The sequence below is a fragment of the Sphingobacterium sp. UBA7631 genome (assembly GCF_002483935.1).
Taxonomy (GTDB): domain Bacteria; phylum Bacteroidota; class Bacteroidia; order Sphingobacteriales; family Sphingobacteriaceae; genus Sphingobacterium; species Sphingobacterium multivorum.
In genome coordinates this window covers 505,084-518,524 of the sequence record NZ_DLIX01000002.1, presented here as the reverse complement: position 1 = coordinate 518,524, position 13,441 = coordinate 505,084, and the positions used below count along the sequence as shown (strand labels likewise).

At 41.5% G+C, this 13,441-nt stretch carries 16 protein-coding genes and 1 pseudogene; 6 read left to right on the top strand and 11 right to left on the bottom strand.

The annotated features are described in order from the left end of the window. The first annotated feature begins 5 nt into the window (after positions 1-5). Complete coding sequence (locus B3P16_RS02415) at positions 6-1,637, top strand: sigma-54 interaction domain-containing protein (protein WP_286841215.1); 1,632 nt, start codon at positions 6-8, stop codon at positions 1,635-1,637. A 75-nt stretch (positions 1,638-1,712) separates the two neighbouring features. Here B3P16_RS02415 and B3P16_RS02410 read toward each other — a convergent pair whose 3' ends face one another. The 3 genes from B3P16_RS02410 to B3P16_RS02400 all read right to left on the bottom strand — a co-directional run bounded on the left by B3P16_RS02410 (position 1,713) and on the right by B3P16_RS02400 (position 3,742). Further along, positions 1,713-2,534, bottom strand: coding sequence for an alpha/beta fold hydrolase (locus tag B3P16_RS02410; protein ID WP_286841213.1), 822 nt, complete (start codon positions 2,532-2,534; stop codon positions 1,713-1,715). Positions 2,535-2,768: 234 nt separating this feature from the next. Beyond that, on the bottom strand, positions 2,769-3,278 hold the full coding sequence (locus tag B3P16_RS02405) for a DsbA family protein (RefSeq protein ID WP_088160608.1): 510 nt from the start codon (positions 3,276-3,278) through the stop codon (positions 2,769-2,771). 2 nt (positions 3,279-3,280) lie between these two features. Further along, positions 3,281-3,742: a redoxin domain-containing protein gene (locus B3P16_RS02400; RefSeq protein ID WP_286752985.1), complete on the bottom strand. Its 462-nt coding sequence runs from the start codon at positions 3,740-3,742 to the stop codon at positions 3,281-3,283. 211 nt (positions 3,743-3,953) lie between these two features. Between B3P16_RS02400 and B3P16_RS02395 the strand changes: the two genes are divergently transcribed. After that, positions 3,954-4,793, top strand: coding sequence for an SDR family NAD(P)-dependent oxidoreductase (locus tag B3P16_RS02395; protein ID WP_046674287.1), 840 nt, complete (start codon positions 3,954-3,956; stop codon positions 4,791-4,793). 83 nt (positions 4,794-4,876) lie between these two features. Beyond that, a complete protein-coding gene (locus B3P16_RS02390) occupies positions 4,877-5,791 on the top strand; it encodes a helix-turn-helix domain-containing protein (RefSeq protein ID WP_286752986.1) in 915 nt (304 codons plus the stop codon). A 28-nt stretch (positions 5,792-5,819) separates the two neighbouring features. Here B3P16_RS02390 and B3P16_RS02385 read toward each other — a convergent pair whose 3' ends face one another. From B3P16_RS02385 to B3P16_RS02375, 3 genes are all read right to left on the bottom strand, one after another. Then, positions 5,820-7,460 carry a serine hydrolase domain-containing protein gene (locus B3P16_RS02385; protein ID WP_286841198.1) on the bottom strand — a complete coding sequence of 547 codons (1,641 nt, stop codon included), beginning with the start codon at positions 7,458-7,460 and terminating at the stop codon, positions 5,820-5,822. A gap of 71 nt (positions 7,461-7,531) precedes the next feature. After that, on the bottom strand, positions 7,532-8,341 hold the full coding sequence (locus tag B3P16_RS02380; RefSeq protein WP_286841196.1) for a helix-turn-helix transcriptional regulator: 810 nt from the start codon (positions 8,339-8,341) through the stop codon (positions 7,532-7,534). A gap of 8 nt (positions 8,342-8,349) precedes the next feature. Further along, the gene (locus B3P16_RS02375) at positions 8,350-8,874 is read right to left on the bottom strand and encodes a hypothetical protein (protein ID WP_286752989.1); all 525 of its coding nucleotides are present in this window, start codon (positions 8,872-8,874) and stop codon (positions 8,350-8,352) included. A 233-nt stretch (positions 8,875-9,107) separates the two neighbouring features. Between B3P16_RS02375 and B3P16_RS02370 the strand changes: the two genes are divergently transcribed. Further along, entirely contained in the window at positions 9,108-9,266 is a 159-nt protein-coding gene (locus tag B3P16_RS02370) for an SMI1/KNR4 family protein (RefSeq protein ID WP_286841194.1), read from the top strand. Positions 9,267-9,281: 15 nt separating this feature from the next. Beyond that, positions 9,282-9,662, top strand: a pseudogene (locus tag B3P16_RS02365) (SMI1/KNR4 family protein); the annotation flags it as partial. A 16-nt stretch (positions 9,663-9,678) separates the two neighbouring features. On the opposite strand, the gene B3P16_RS02360 reads toward B3P16_RS02365, so the two are convergent. Both B3P16_RS02360 and B3P16_RS02355 read right to left on the bottom strand, forming a co-directional pair. Then, the gene (locus B3P16_RS02360; protein ID WP_286752991.1) at positions 9,679-10,203 is read right to left on the bottom strand and encodes a hypothetical protein; all 525 of its coding nucleotides are present in this window, start codon (positions 10,201-10,203) and stop codon (positions 9,679-9,681) included. A gap of 68 nt (positions 10,204-10,271) precedes the next feature. After that, complete coding sequence (locus B3P16_RS02355; RefSeq protein WP_286752992.1) at positions 10,272-10,805, bottom strand: hypothetical protein; 534 nt, start codon at positions 10,803-10,805, stop codon at positions 10,272-10,274. A 182-nt stretch (positions 10,806-10,987) separates the two neighbouring features. Between B3P16_RS02355 and B3P16_RS02350 the strand changes: the two genes are divergently transcribed. Further along, positions 10,988-11,746, top strand: coding sequence for a Crp/Fnr family transcriptional regulator (locus B3P16_RS02350; RefSeq protein WP_286841192.1), 759 nt, complete (start codon positions 10,988-10,990; stop codon positions 11,744-11,746). 53 nt (positions 11,747-11,799) lie between these two features. Here the strand turns inward: B3P16_RS02350 and B3P16_RS02345 are convergent, their stop codons facing one another. From B3P16_RS02345 to nirD, 3 genes are read right to left on the bottom strand one after another with little or no spacing between them, the layout of a single operon-like run. After that, positions 11,800-12,201 (bottom strand): hypothetical protein, encoded by a 402-nt coding sequence (locus B3P16_RS02345; RefSeq protein ID WP_236560135.1) that lies wholly within the window; start codon positions 12,199-12,201, stop codon positions 11,800-11,802. 6 nt (positions 12,202-12,207) lie between these two features. Beyond that, entirely contained in the window at positions 12,208-13,020 is an 813-nt protein-coding gene (locus tag B3P16_RS02340; RefSeq protein ID WP_112373447.1) for a formate/nitrite transporter family protein, read from the bottom strand. Between the two features lie 48 nt (positions 13,021-13,068). Next, complete coding sequence (gene nirD / locus B3P16_RS02335) at positions 13,069-13,416, bottom strand: nitrite reductase small subunit NirD (protein ID WP_112373448.1); 348 nt, start codon at positions 13,414-13,416, stop codon at positions 13,069-13,071. Positions 13,417-13,441 lie beyond the last annotated feature (25 nt).

Here is a 13,441-nt window from a genome sequence, read left to right as displayed (position 1 = left end):
AGCAAATGACCATCATGCAGCATACAGGCGTAGGATCAGATCCGCAAGCGATTTATAATCGCATTCAGCAACGCGAAATAGAGCAGCTTGCTCAAATGGCTATTCAGCAGAAAATGGCTCCTATTCATACCCTAGCCGCATTGGATTTGCTCCAAAACGAAATCCAAATCTTTTTGGGACAGAATTGGCTTTCGCTATTTATTGCGGATAATCGCGAAGTTAACTATAGCCTTCTTTTTCAATCCAAAAATAAGGCAAAAACAAGTGAGAACAAATCACGTAGCTGTAAAGACAAATTCTTTAAAGAATGTATCCTTTCCGCTGAACCCATCCTGTTCCGAGCCAGCGAAATTTTAAAAGCGGATAAATCTTTTCCGACAAACTTTGTCCACGCCATTCAAGAGGGAAATAAAGCAATTGTATCCAAAGCTTTTCGAGTACATGACCACTATTGGGCGATCTTAAGTCTAGGCTACAAAAGACTGGAACAGATCGATCCTCAGCTTGAGTATCGCATAAAAAATTTTATCCCACAGCTTGGTATTACTGTCGGCAATATTCTGATGCACGAACGGTCGGCACATGCAGCCTTTACAAAACTGGCCAGTAACCAAGCGCAGCTCACAGTACAGCCTCAGGGTCTCCAGCAGAACGAGGGTTATGATCAGAAATCAGAGGCCCCAAAGCGCCAGATGATTGGCGAGAGTGAACTGATACAAGCCATAAAATCGCAGCTCAAAACAGTAGCGCGCTCAGAAATGAACCTGCTTATTCAAGGTGAAAGCGGAACTGGCAAAGAAGTAGCAACCCAAATTGTACATCATTTTTCAACCAGATCGGACCGTCCCCTAATAAAAGTCAACTGTGCGGCTATTGCGCCCACATTGATCGAAAGTGAGCTTTTTGGACATGAAAAAGGTAGTTTCAGTGGTGCTGTAAAACGTAAAATCGGCAAGTTCGAACAGGCTCAGGGCGGAACACTTTTTTTGGACGAGATTGGAGATCTTCCGTTAACACTCCAGGCCAAACTTCTCCGTGTGTTACAAGAAAAAGAAATTGAGCGCGTGGGAGGAAATAAAAATATTCCTATCGATGTCCGTATAATCTGTGCCACACACAAGGACTTACAAACCGAAGTTAAGGCCGGCAACTTTCGAGCCGACCTATATTACCGAATCAGCGCATTTCCAGTTACCCTCCCATCCCTTCGTGAACGACGAGAAGATATTCCTCATTTAATCCAGCATTTCCTCCTAAAACATGCCGGAGAAAAACCACCTAAGCAAATCAGTAAAAAGGTTTTGCAACACCTCCATTTACATTCCTGGCCTGGCAATATTCGCGAACTTGAACATGTTATTGCACGTTCGATTCTATTGACGGAAGATTCAACTATAAAAAAAATCGCACTATTGTCTGACGGTGATTTTGTAGGAGAAAGCAAGGTTCCGGATTTCCGTTTACAAACCTTGGCAAACTTTGAAAAAGAGTATATTCTTTGGGTATTGCACAACTGTAAAGCCCGTATTTCTGGCCCCAATGGGGCGGCGACCATACTCGGTATTCCAGCCACAACGCTTCAATCCAAAATGAAAAAGCTGGGCATTGGCAAGAAGTTTTCTTACTTCAAGGAATAAAACAAAAAAAGCCATTCCCGTTCATGGAAATGGCTTATACAACTATTTAAAAACTATTTTTAGATCAACAGAATCTTATTTTTGGATAAAATCCAAAATATCCTTATTAATGGTCTCCGCTTCTGTAATAGGCATTCCATGTGGAAAACCGGGATAGGTAATTAAAGTACCATTTTGGACTAACTTAGCCGCTCTTCTACCCGTGATATCAATCGGTACGATCTGATCATCTTCACCATGCAATACTAAGACAGGGATCTCGACTTTTTTAAGTTCTTCTGTAAAATCAGTTTCAGAGAACGCTTTGATACAATCATAATGTGCCTTAATGCCGCCCATCATTCCTTGCCGCCACCAGTTGTCCATCACGCCTTGCTGTACATTCGCTCCATCGCGGTTATAGCCATAAAAAGCGAGGGTAAAATCTTGAAAATACTGTTGTCTGCGTGTTGCCGTATTCAATCTTATTTCGTCAAAAACCTCCATTGGTACACCATCGGGATTTGTAGCACTCTTAGCCATGGTCGGGGTAACCGCACTGATCAATACAGCTTTTGAAACCCGAGAAGTACCGTGATTGGTTATGTAGCGAACGACCTCGCCACCACCTGTTGAGTGACCAATATGGATGGCATCTTTTAAATCCAATGCTTCTACCAATTGTGCAATATCCGACGCATAGGTATCCATCTCATTTCCCGTTGCCGTCTGTGTCGAGCGACCATGACCCCGGCGATCGTGTGCGATCACACGGTATCCTTTTTCGAGGAAGTACATCAACTGCGCGTCCCAATCGTCGCTGGATAAAGGCCAACCATGATGAAATACGATCGGTTGTCCTGTTCCCCAGTCCTTGTAATAAATTTCTGTTCCGTCTTGAACTTTGAATGTTGCCATGATGAATAGTTTAAGAATTTTATTGTTTACATGATATGTTAATTGGATTGCAATTCATAGTCCAACAAACATATACAACTGTATTTAAGTATATTAAAAAATTAAAAGTCAATTTAAAAACAACGATATTTCGTTATTTTTACAACAGGTTCATTCGTTTTTACGATACGATCTATTATCCTGCAAGAGACTTCTCGTCGTGTGCTCACCTGTGTTTAAATAGTATTCATATATTCAGTTTTCACCTAATATTTGAACCAAATCTTCCGCTCCACCATCAAATTTCTGTCCATTAACAAAAAATGTCGGTGTCCCATTAACGCCGCTAAGCATACCACTTTCAAAATCGCCATCCACGCGATCCTGTAACGCCTCGTCCTGCAAATCAGATTTGAACTTCGACATGTCCAAATCCAGTTGCTCGGCGATATCCAGCAGCAATCTTTCACTCAGCAAGTTTTGGTTTTCAAAAATGGCATCATGCATCTCCCAAAATTTCCCTTGCAGTGCTGCAGCCTCCGCCGCCAATGCTGCGGGTTTTGCATAGGGGTGCATCTCCGAAAGCGGAAAATTGCGGAATACAAACCTGATCTGGCTTCCCAGTTCGGCCATCATTTCTTTTATAATTGGATGAGCTGCACCACAATGCGGACATTGGTAATCCCCATATTCAACAATGGTCAGATCGGCCTGGCCATTTCCCAATATATGGTCAGCATTGCTGACCTTCGGTTTCAATGACATAATTATTTTGATTTAAGATTCTCCAATGCTTCGATAATACCGTCTGCACCCGGATTGACCGCAGTCGGAGACAGATAACTCCAAGCGATAACGCCCTCCTTATCAATCACAAAAAGTGCGCGCTTACACTCCCCTTCCTCTTCATCGTAAACACCATACTTCTTGGCGACCTCGCCTTTAGCTTCAAAATCGGCTAAAAGTGGAAAATGCAGCTTTCGGGATTGCGCAAAGGCCATATGGCACCATTTGCTGTCAACGGAAATACCCATAATCTCCGCATCATATTTCTTGAAATATTTGAGCATTTCATTATATAAGGCCATCTGATCGCTACATACCGGACTCCAATCTGCCGGATAAAATGCCAATATCACATTGTGCCCCTTAAATTCTGATAATCTAATTTTTTGATCGGGTGTCGCGTACAAGGTAAAATCAGGGGCAACATCATTTTCTTTTAACATATCAACGTCTTTAAAGTTTATCGACCATCTCAAGGTGCACAACCTTAAAATAGATGTGCATCATCTTTAAATAAAGCATTTAAAAGCTAAAATTGTTTTAAGGAAAAAATAGCTATCCACGATTTGACTACAAGATCCGTTGATCTGCCTACATCCAAACTCGATCGATTAGCCACCTTTGTAACATCAATTTATTTAAAAAAAGAAATACATGAAATCACAAAAAGTATGGTTTGTCACCGGTGCTTCCAAAGGGTTAGGCCTCAGTCTTGTTAAAGAGTTGCTCGCCCAAGGTTATCTTGTGGTTGCCACATCACGAACAAAACAGGCCCTGGAAGATGAAATTGGCGATCAGGAAAATTTTCTGCCGCTTGAAGTGGACATTACCGATGACAAAGACGTTGCCCGGGCAGTACTCTCGGCCATTGATTATTTCGGAAAGATTGATGTATTGGTCAACAATGCCGGTTATGGTCAGACCGGTACCCTGGAGGAGCTCAGCGACTGGGAAGCACGCCGCAACTTCGAAGTGAATGTCTTTGGATCGCTTAATGCCATCCGGCATATTGCTCCCCATATGCGCCTTCAGCAATCGGGTCATATTTTCAATATAGCATCTATCGGCGGGCTCGCTGGAAATTACCCAGCCTTTGGTGTTTATTGCTCCACCAAATTTGCTGTCGCAGGCTTTACTGAAGCCCTCGCTGTCGAAATGGAACCTTTTGGCGTACACACGACCTTGGTCTATCCCGGTTACTTCAGAACTGATTTTTTATCGGAGGGATCCTTACATACCGCAGCCAATCCGATCGCTGCGTACGTCACTGCCCGAGAAAACGAAGCTACCCATCTGCATCAGATCCATGGAAATCAGGCAAACGATCCCCAGAAAGCAGCAACCTTATTAATTGAGTTAAGTACGCTCGCACAGCCCCCAGTTCATTTTTTAATGGGCGAAGATGCGTATGAGCTGGCAAAAAATAAGATCAATATGCTTATGACGGAGATCGAAAAATGGAAAAGCTATACAGTATCAACGGGTTTTGAATAATCCCAATAATTGGTTAACTCAGCATAAAAAGCTTACAAGGAAATCTCACAATAATCAAATTAGAAATTCATTAAATTTACAAGATGGAGAATACATTTCGCTTTCATTCACTTTCGGAATTCCACAGCTTTTGCGGACTACCTAAGCCCGAACATCCATTGATCAGCTTGGTTGATTATAGTCAAGTACATTACCCCATAAATGATAGCAAATTGAATTGGATACAACATTTTTATTCGATCGGTTTAAAGCGAAATGTAAATGCCCGGTTCAATTATGGACAGCAGCACTATGACTTCGACTCGGGCATACTCACCTTTATCTCGCCCCTACAATTTCTACAAGTGGAGATCAATCAGCAAGTACAGGCACAACCCAGCGGCTGGATCCTGTTGATCCATCCCGATTTTCTCTGGAATAGCGAACTTGCAAAACATATTCACTCGTACGATTTTTTCCAATATCAGGTCAATGAAGCGCTTTTTCTTTCGGACAAAGAAGAAGCCATCATTGTCGATATTCTGCAGAATATAGAAAAAGAGTATCAGTCCAATATCGATAAATTTAGCCGCGAACTCATTATCAAACAGATCGAGCGCTTGCTGATTTACGCCGAACGATTTTACGAACGTCAATTTATCACCCGCAAGCGATCGACTCAGGAACTGGTCACCAAGTTTGAGCAGTTACTGTCAGCACAGTTTCAGCAACACATACTTGTGGAGCATGGCGTACCAACCGTCAGCTTCCTGGCGCAGCAGCTCAATTTATCACCAAACTACCTGGGCAGCCTGCTCCGCATCTACACACAACAAAACACCCAACAGCATATTCAGCATAAAATGATCGAGTATGCTAAATTAAGATTAAGCACGAGCTCCCTCTCCATCAGTGAAATCGCCTATGAACTGGGTTTCGAACATCCACAGTCATTCAGTAAAGTGTTCAAAAAGAATACCCAACAAAGTCCCGTGGAATTTAGGCAGCAATTTCAATAAAAAAACAGCATGCTACTTTAAAAATAGATCAGTTACCGGCATTAATTAAGGCTGGAAGCAAAAATTCGCTGACGATCCGGTCGACCTGCTTATGCGCATAAGCTTGACCATAAGCACTGGCCGTAATAACGATCACATATGGAATATCGTTCATAACAATAATGTAATTCCCGCCATTTCCAGCGCAATAATACGCTTCGTACGCCTTATTGCCCACATTAAAGCACTTGTTCCAGAATAGATAGCCATAATACTCGTTCTCCCTTTCAGGAATCATAAGCTGTTTGGAAAGGCTCTTTTGAACCCAGGTTTGCGGAAGAATCTGGTTGCCGTTCCAGCGCCCACCGTTCTTATAGAGCTGGCCGTATTTTGCAAAATCAAGTGCGTTCATGCGAATACCGCCAGCGGTATTTGGCAGCCCTTGTGGTGTGTATTCCCAGCGATATCTCCTTATCCCCAATGGGGCAAACAGTCTTTTTTCCGCATAGGATTCCAATCCACCTTGCACGTGTTTATGGAGTAGATCTCCCAATACAACGACTCCGGCAGTAAAATAATGCCACTGTCGCTGCAACGATTTTCGAAAAGGAAGATCTAAGGTAAAGTCTACCCAATTTGCTGTAGGATACATATTTTCCTCATTTCCGGGGCTATTGGGATCTTCATCATTACCATCAAAGCCAGCACTCATGGTCAATAATTCACGAATTGTTGTTTTGTTTTTACCAGGATCAGGATGTTGATATTTGGTAAAATCATAACATTGATCTAATGTTTGATATTCATCTTTGATATAACCGTCGGCAATAGCCATTCCCGTTAAGGTCGATGCAAAAATTTTGCCGACCGACCTTGGATCATGTAGGCTATCCCGATGTTCACCATTGAAATATTCTTCTACCAGTAGATTTCCATGTTCCAATACCACAATACCATTTACCTTTTTAAAAATCCCCTCTTCAATCATTCCTTTTAACTGCTGCATCTTACGGCGGTCAAACTTGGCTTTTGATACGTTCAATCCAGGATAAGCGACTGGAACCTGCAACATATACTTATCTGGATTTACTACCGGATTCATACGGACAGCAAGCTGCAGTTCACCACTTGCAATGATGTCACCAACGACCAGATGATCAAGGCTTACATAAGGTCTGATTTCCATCTTAAGATGATGTTCTCCATCCGTTAGCGCCTTTTCACCACCATTAAAAAGAAAACGATTCCAGAAAGATTCTGACCAGGATCCCTGTCCATTGATTTGATCGATCAGGGGACGTTTAAAGGTCGTCTCCTGTTGCTGTATCTCCTGCTGGGGGGCCCCAGGAGATAAATTGCTCCTGTAGATTACTTTTCCATCGATCCATAACGTAAATTGAAAATTACCCCGTTGAAAAAGTTCAATTTCCGTTAGCTTTGGCGCTAGGATCTTTTGATAATAGCGCAATGGTTTTTGAAGTTTGACCGCAAAAAACAGATTACTTTTTGGTGAGAGTACATAGTTATGCGTAAACTCTTGTTTTTGTAACAGTTCCCGCGAACTTGCAAACAAAATTTCAACGGGCATTTCTCGGTCAAAGTGAACCTGCAAAGTATCCCGTCCCGAATGTTGTTGCGCATTGATCCACAGAGGGTAACAGGATAAAAAAAATATAACAAGATAGTTCATAAGGCTTTTTCCAATCTATTTGTGTAAAAATAGTATTAGCCAAATGAATAAAATAGAATGAAATTAACTTTTTATGCGTTTATCTTATTGCGATACTCCCCAGGTGTGGATCCAAACAGATTTTTGAAACAACGTATAAAATGACTTTGATCTGCAAAACCTGATTGATAGCCTATTTCGGTTAGCGAAAGGCCCGGTTCACGCAGTAGCAGCACCGCATTTTCCACTTTCAATTTGCGGATATAATCACCCATCGTTACACCAAAATACCGGGAAAATTCACGCGACAAATAAACGGGATGCAAATCGACAAGATGGGATATCGTCGTCAGATTCAGCTCATTGGTAAAATTAACCCGCAAATAATCACGCAGCATATAAACCCATTGCGGAACTTTACGTTCGCTTACGATCCGGTCGCGATGCAACAAAGAAAACACATTTAACAACAAACTGTCCATTGCAAGTCCCGAACTATTATCCCGATCGAAAGATTCCCAAAAAAGTTTATGGAAGAGCAGTCTTACCTCCGGCAGATGAATATCCATATTGCCTTCCAGCAGATGCAAGGCCGCCATCTCGTTCCAGCACCAGCCTTGACCTAGTTCAATATGAAAACCTCGTGTACACCCATCTGGTTTTATATTGTAATGAGGGTCTTGCCAATGATGAAAAAGCAGGTCTCCGGCAGTACAATGATGAATCCCTTTTTTGCTTCCCTCCAACAAATTCCCCTCCAAAATAAAGGTAAAATACGGGTTTTCATGGTAATGCCAGTCCACTTTTTCCAGTGTATAAATAGCATCTGAAACAAGTAGTTCATTGGAATTAAATTTCCTATTCAAGGTACCATAGTAGGTACCTGCACTGAGCTGTTCCACCTCTTACCTTATTCCGCGTAATATCCCGCTACTCCAATGCCGATCGTCCAAAAGAACTTTGACTTTTCAAGGTCCTCCAACAGCATATCCGCATTGTCTTCGTATTCACCATCGGCTTTGATTTCCTCAATCTCCTCCTGAACATCCTCTTCAGTCATCTGCCGCCAGACACCAACAGAGCTGTTCAAAAATGTATAACAATACCCCGCTTCGGCATCATCAACCTCACCCTGGTTTTTATCCGTTAAGATGGTGACCAGTTCAGCCGCTTCCACCTGAAATGGATTAACACCATAGATACTGATTTCAGTTTTTTCGGGATAAGGGCCATTGATGCTTTCGATAAAGCCCAATATCCCTTGGCTATCGAAATCAAGCCTCAGTTCGAGTTCATCATAATAATATTGGTTGTCCAGCGCATCTGAAGGAGCGCCAAGTACACCTTGGACTTCAGCACGGCCCGCACCGAGATTAACAGGACCAATACCTTCAATTTGAATCCCAACAAGTGGGATTAGTTCGATCTTTTTCATGCGTATTCAGTAAATTACAAAAAGGATACCTGCATAAATAACAGGTGAACATCTGCTATCGTTTTATCCAATGATGAACATAGCTACAGCTTTATGCTGACATAAATTTACATTAATTCCCATTAAATAATTATTAACATTTTTAACTTTTCTTACGCTTCTAAGCACATAGCATTATTCGCATACCCGGTTATTTATGACTAACTTTATGAATGCATCAAAAATCGACCACTATGCAACAGACGCTAGCAACATTAGACAGCTATATCCAAAATCTAAGACCTGAATTGTATGCCGATCTACAAGATCCATTATCGGCAGAAGAGTTTAGGTCGCTTGAGCAGCACTATGATATGGAGATACCTCATGATCTTAAAGCACTCTATCGTTGAAAAAATGGGCAACGCACAACAAGTTATGAAGCCTTTGTGAACAATTCGACGTTCATCCCCTTAGAAGAGGCCCTGGATACAGCGCAGGAAATGACTAATATGATTGGTATGGACTTCGAAATCGAAAACTGGTGGAATGAACGTTGGATCCCTTTATTCCATAACGGCGGCGGAAGTTATATCTGCTATGATCTAGGGGGCATCTTTACGGGGCAGGCAGGTCAATTGATTGAATACTGGAATAAAGACAATGACCGGAATGTTATTGCACCCAACCTCACAGGTTTTTTAGGGCTACTAAACGACTATTATGCCCATACGCCTCAAGAAAAATTCGATGATTTTTTTAGCCTAGATACCACAGGCGAATATCCCAAACGGTTTAAGGTGGGCTAACAGAAACTCATCGCCCTCATTTTTTTCTCTCGATGAATTTTTGAATTTTCTTTAAATAAGTAATCGATTTAGGAGGGGGAATACGATGTCCAAACTCCTTATGAACATAAGAGACAGCATTTTCTTCGTCGAGCTCATAAGCCCTAAGCAAATAAAACAGGGCTTGGTTCCGAGAAAGACTATCCCTGCCTGCAAGCTCGATTCCACTCATTGTTCCTTCTAATGTTAGCAGATTATAGAGATGCAAATAAGCCTCAGGGCATTCGTGTCTATTTGCCATCAATTGTGCATAATAATACAACTCAGGCATCTTTAAGATAAGCCAATAATTATTTGACACTTCATTATAAGCCTTGAAATCTCCTGCATTAATTGCTCGACGCCAAAGCGAATCAGCTACTTCCCGAGGCAGTTCCAGATCTTTGGGGTCATCAATTACTGCCTCTAGCTTTTTTTCGACATGATGGCTACAACTCAAGAAAAGCACACAAAAAACAACGGTAAACAATTGTAAAATCTTCATCTCTCTTCTTTTCATCATAACTATATAACCTTTTATGTTTTAAGCAATTCACCTCCCACGCATCCATCGGTTTTTGTTGACTGCGTTCACTTTACGCTCCTGTCATTAAACATTACTTTTTTCACATAGTTGCTTTTTCCACTCAAAGCCAGAGCTGCCGAATCTGCCGAAATGTAATTACAAAAAAAAGAAATCAGTTCAGGAGAAGCCTCATACACCAAATAATTCAGTCTTAAAGTTCTATTATCTGGATTCAAGCATAATTGACATAAGGATTTTTCATGATCAAAAAACGTAATCTCTAGATTTGAGCAATAATTATGTTTATGTCTGATATCATTCATTTCAGGTTTGTACCGCTTTAACTTGGCCATTTCATCAAGAAGAATATCCCATTTCGCTAATGGAACTGTATCATTCTTGGCCGTAAAAAAATCAACCGCATGATTTCTATAAGAATCACTCAAGTAATTTTCTTGAGCAGACTGCTCATCAACGAATTCGCGACTGAACAAAATCCGTAATTCCTTTTCCCGTTTTTTCTCTTTGGAACCACAGGATAAAAACAGAGGCAACATGCAATAAAGAGTAACAAAAATTAAATAAGTTCTTAGGTTCATAATACTATTGGTCTTTACACTACTCCAAAGAAAACAATAAGTGCTGATTTCAAATAAACGTGTTAACAACGCACCTATTAAAATTCAGATGTAATTGTTCATCGAATTCCATACTTTTCAGACCTTAAAACATCCTATATGACTTTTTTTATAAAAGGCAATATAGGAATTTAAATGAATAGATGATACCTTTGAATAGACAACAAACAGTCCATTATACGAATCAGACTTTGATGAAATCGAAGAAAACAAATCCCTGCGATCACTCCTGCCTTATGTGCCGTTATGTCTTACAAGATTGGCTCGGACAGATCGACCTTCATCGGAAGAATATCAAATTAAAAAAAGGTGAACAGTTTATCACCGAAGGAGAATCCGTTCGGGGCATTTATTTCATCCAGTCGGGACTTGTCAAAGTTCACCGTAATCTGGGGGATAAAGAAACCATTGTACGATTTGCAAAAAAAGGAGATATCGTTGGCCATCGCGGAATCAGTACCGAACAAACTGTCTACCCTATTTCTGCAACAACCCTGGAAGTGTCACAGCTCTGCTTCGTCGAAATGCCGTTCTTCCTGTCCACGCTACGCATAAATCCAGAGCTGAGTTACCGGTTGATGTTGTTTTTTGCCGACGAACTACATCTTTCTGAACAAAAGATGACCCGCCTGACACAGCTCGCTGTTAAAAATCGCCTTGCCTGGAGCCTATTGTTACTTCACCGTGTTTTCAGCGAGGGACATAAGGATGGATATATTGGATTATCCCTAAGCAAAAAAGACTTGGCTTCCTACGTAGGCGCTACGTACGAGACCGTATATCGTACGCTGAGCGAACTTATCGAATTAGGAGCCATCATAATGGACAAAAAAGATATTTTTATTAAAAACCTCCAGCTTTTACAGGATCTATCAGAAGAAAACAATGGGGAGTTAAACTAGCTAGAAAAGCCAACGACTCCCCAAATCATATATTCCCTTAAAAATACATCACCTTAAAATTTAAAGCCCATACCGACTCCCAATCTCCATTTACCATCAGCAGCACTCGTTTTTGCGGTATAGAATGCTGGCAGCTGAATGGCAATATGTCGGAATACAGCCGTTAAACCAAATCCCAGAGAGGGCGTGATCCAGGAGTTCTTTGGCTTCCCCGATTCAACCTTATCTTCTTTCAGTTTTAAGCTAGGTAATAGACCAAGCAACAGGCAGCTTTTGGGTGCGAATATGTATTTCACAGCTGGCCCGGTACAATTGAAGTAAACACCCCGATCGACGTAGCCCGCTACCGCAATGCCTTCAAACAAACTGCCTTTTATTATTTTTTCCTGACTATAAATTCTATCGCCAGCAATCAGCAACAAGATTAGCGTCAATAGTTTTTTCATTTGATCCATAAAAATTCAATTTTGTGAAGTTGATACCTTTTCTTTTTGATGATAAGTATAATAGATAGCCATCCCCGTAAATAGCAGACCGCCAACAATGTTTCCAGCGGTTACGATCAGCTGATTACAAAGCCACCAGTCGGAGATCGTCACTTTTGCACCAAACATCATCCCGGCAGGGATCACAAACATGTTAACAACAGCGTGCTCATAACCTAATGCAAAGAATATAAAGATCGGAATACCCGCAGCTAGAATTTTACCAAGGGTAGACTTAGAAGTCATGGACATCACCACGCCCATACAGACCATCCAATTACACAGAATAGCTTTGACAAAAGCAGAAAACAAACCCGCCGCACCATGACTGCTGTATCCAAGGGTTTTCTTTTCACTGATCAGAATCAGACTATGTTCGATATTTCCGAGCTGGCTCGACTGCCCGGTCTCTGTGCTAGCCGCCCAGAACAAAATCGCAAAGAGCACACTGCCCAGCAAGTTGCCCAGAAAAACCCAGAAAAGATTATTGGCCATCGCCTTAAAATTGATCTTACCTTCAAACCAGGCTAAAGGCACCAGCGAAAAGCTTCCCGTCACCAGCTCCAGACCAAGGATAACGATAATGACAAAACCCACCGGAAAAACAAATGCACCGACTAAGCTCAGTCCCGTCTGGGAAGTCGCCAATAGTGCGAGTGTGACAGAAATTGCCAATAAGGCTCCTGACAATGCTCCCCGTATCAATAGATCTTTGATTGGAAGCGTAGATTTGTAGATTGCGGTATTCATCATTGCACCAGCAACCTCTTTTGGGCTAATATAATCCATGGTATTTTTGTTTTAAAAGGTTTTAGATTCAGTTATTTATTAGCTTAGCTAAGCAGTCATTCCAATAAAAACACTTCCGTTTTCAACCTTCACCGGGTAAGTTTTAATCGCACATTCATCACCCGAAAGACATTCACCTGTATCTAGGGCAAAGGTTTTTTTATGGAAAGGACAAGCGACTTTCGGCGTCTCACCCAAAGAGCCCAACATCCCGCGGCTTAAAATCATCTGCCGTTTGTGCGGACATTCATTCTGCGTGGCATACCACTCATTGCGGCGGGCAAAATAAAACAAGGCCACCTGTTCGTTATTCAATTTAAGACAGACTCCGCCGTTTTCAATGGCATCTTCAATCCGGCAAGCCTTCAGCCACTGCATGTCAATTTGCATATTCATATGATTTCAATTAAAAGGTTTAGTG

Coding starts and splice junctions, on each gene's coding strand:
- B3P16_RS02415 (WP_286841215.1), top strand. CDS start 6: ATGACCATCATGCAGCATACAGGCGTAGGATCAGATCCGCAAGCGATT.
- B3P16_RS02410 (WP_286841213.1), bottom strand. CDS start 2,534: ATGGCAACATTCAAAGTTCAAGACGGAACAGAAATTTATTACAAGGAC.
- B3P16_RS02405 (WP_088160608.1), bottom strand. CDS start 3,278: ATGTCATTGAAACCGAAGGTCAGCAATGCTGACCATATATTGGGAAAT.
- B3P16_RS02400 (WP_286752985.1), bottom strand. CDS start 3,742: ATGTTAAAAGAAAATGATGTTGCCCCTGATTTTACCTTGTACGCGACA.
- B3P16_RS02395 (WP_046674287.1), top strand. CDS start 3,954: ATGAAATCACAAAAAGTATGGTTTGTCACCGGTGCTTCCAAAGGGTTA.
- B3P16_RS02390 (WP_286752986.1), top strand. CDS start 4,877: ATGGAGAATACATTTCGCTTTCATTCACTTTCGGAATTCCACAGCTTT.
- B3P16_RS02385 (WP_286841198.1), bottom strand. CDS start 7,460: ATGAACTATCTTGTTATATTTTTTTTATCCTGTTACCCTCTGTGGATC.
- B3P16_RS02375 (WP_286752989.1), bottom strand. CDS start 8,874: ATGAAAAAGATCGAACTAATCCCACTTGTTGGGATTCAAATTGAAGGT.
- B3P16_RS02370 (WP_286841194.1), top strand. CDS start 9,108: ATGCAACAGACGCTAGCAACATTAGACAGCTATATCCAAAATCTAAGA.
- B3P16_RS02360 (WP_286752991.1), bottom strand. CDS start 10,203: ATGATGAAAAGAAGAGAGATGAAGATTTTACAATTGTTTACCGTTGTT.
- B3P16_RS02355 (WP_286752992.1), bottom strand. CDS start 10,805: ATGAACCTAAGAACTTATTTAATTTTTGTTACTCTTTATTGCATGTTG.
- B3P16_RS02350 (WP_286841192.1), top strand. CDS start 10,988: ATGATACCTTTGAATAGACAACAAACAGTCCATTATACGAATCAGACT.
- B3P16_RS02345 (WP_236560135.1), bottom strand. CDS start 12,201: ATGGATCAAATGAAAAAACTATTGACGCTAATCTTGTTGCTGATTGCT.
- B3P16_RS02340 (WP_112373447.1), bottom strand. CDS start 13,020: ATGGATTATATTAGCCCAAAAGAGGTTGCTGGTGCAATGATGAATACC.
- nirD (WP_112373448.1), bottom strand. CDS start 13,416: ATGAATATGCAAATTGACATGCAGTGGCTGAAGGCTTGCCGGATTGAA.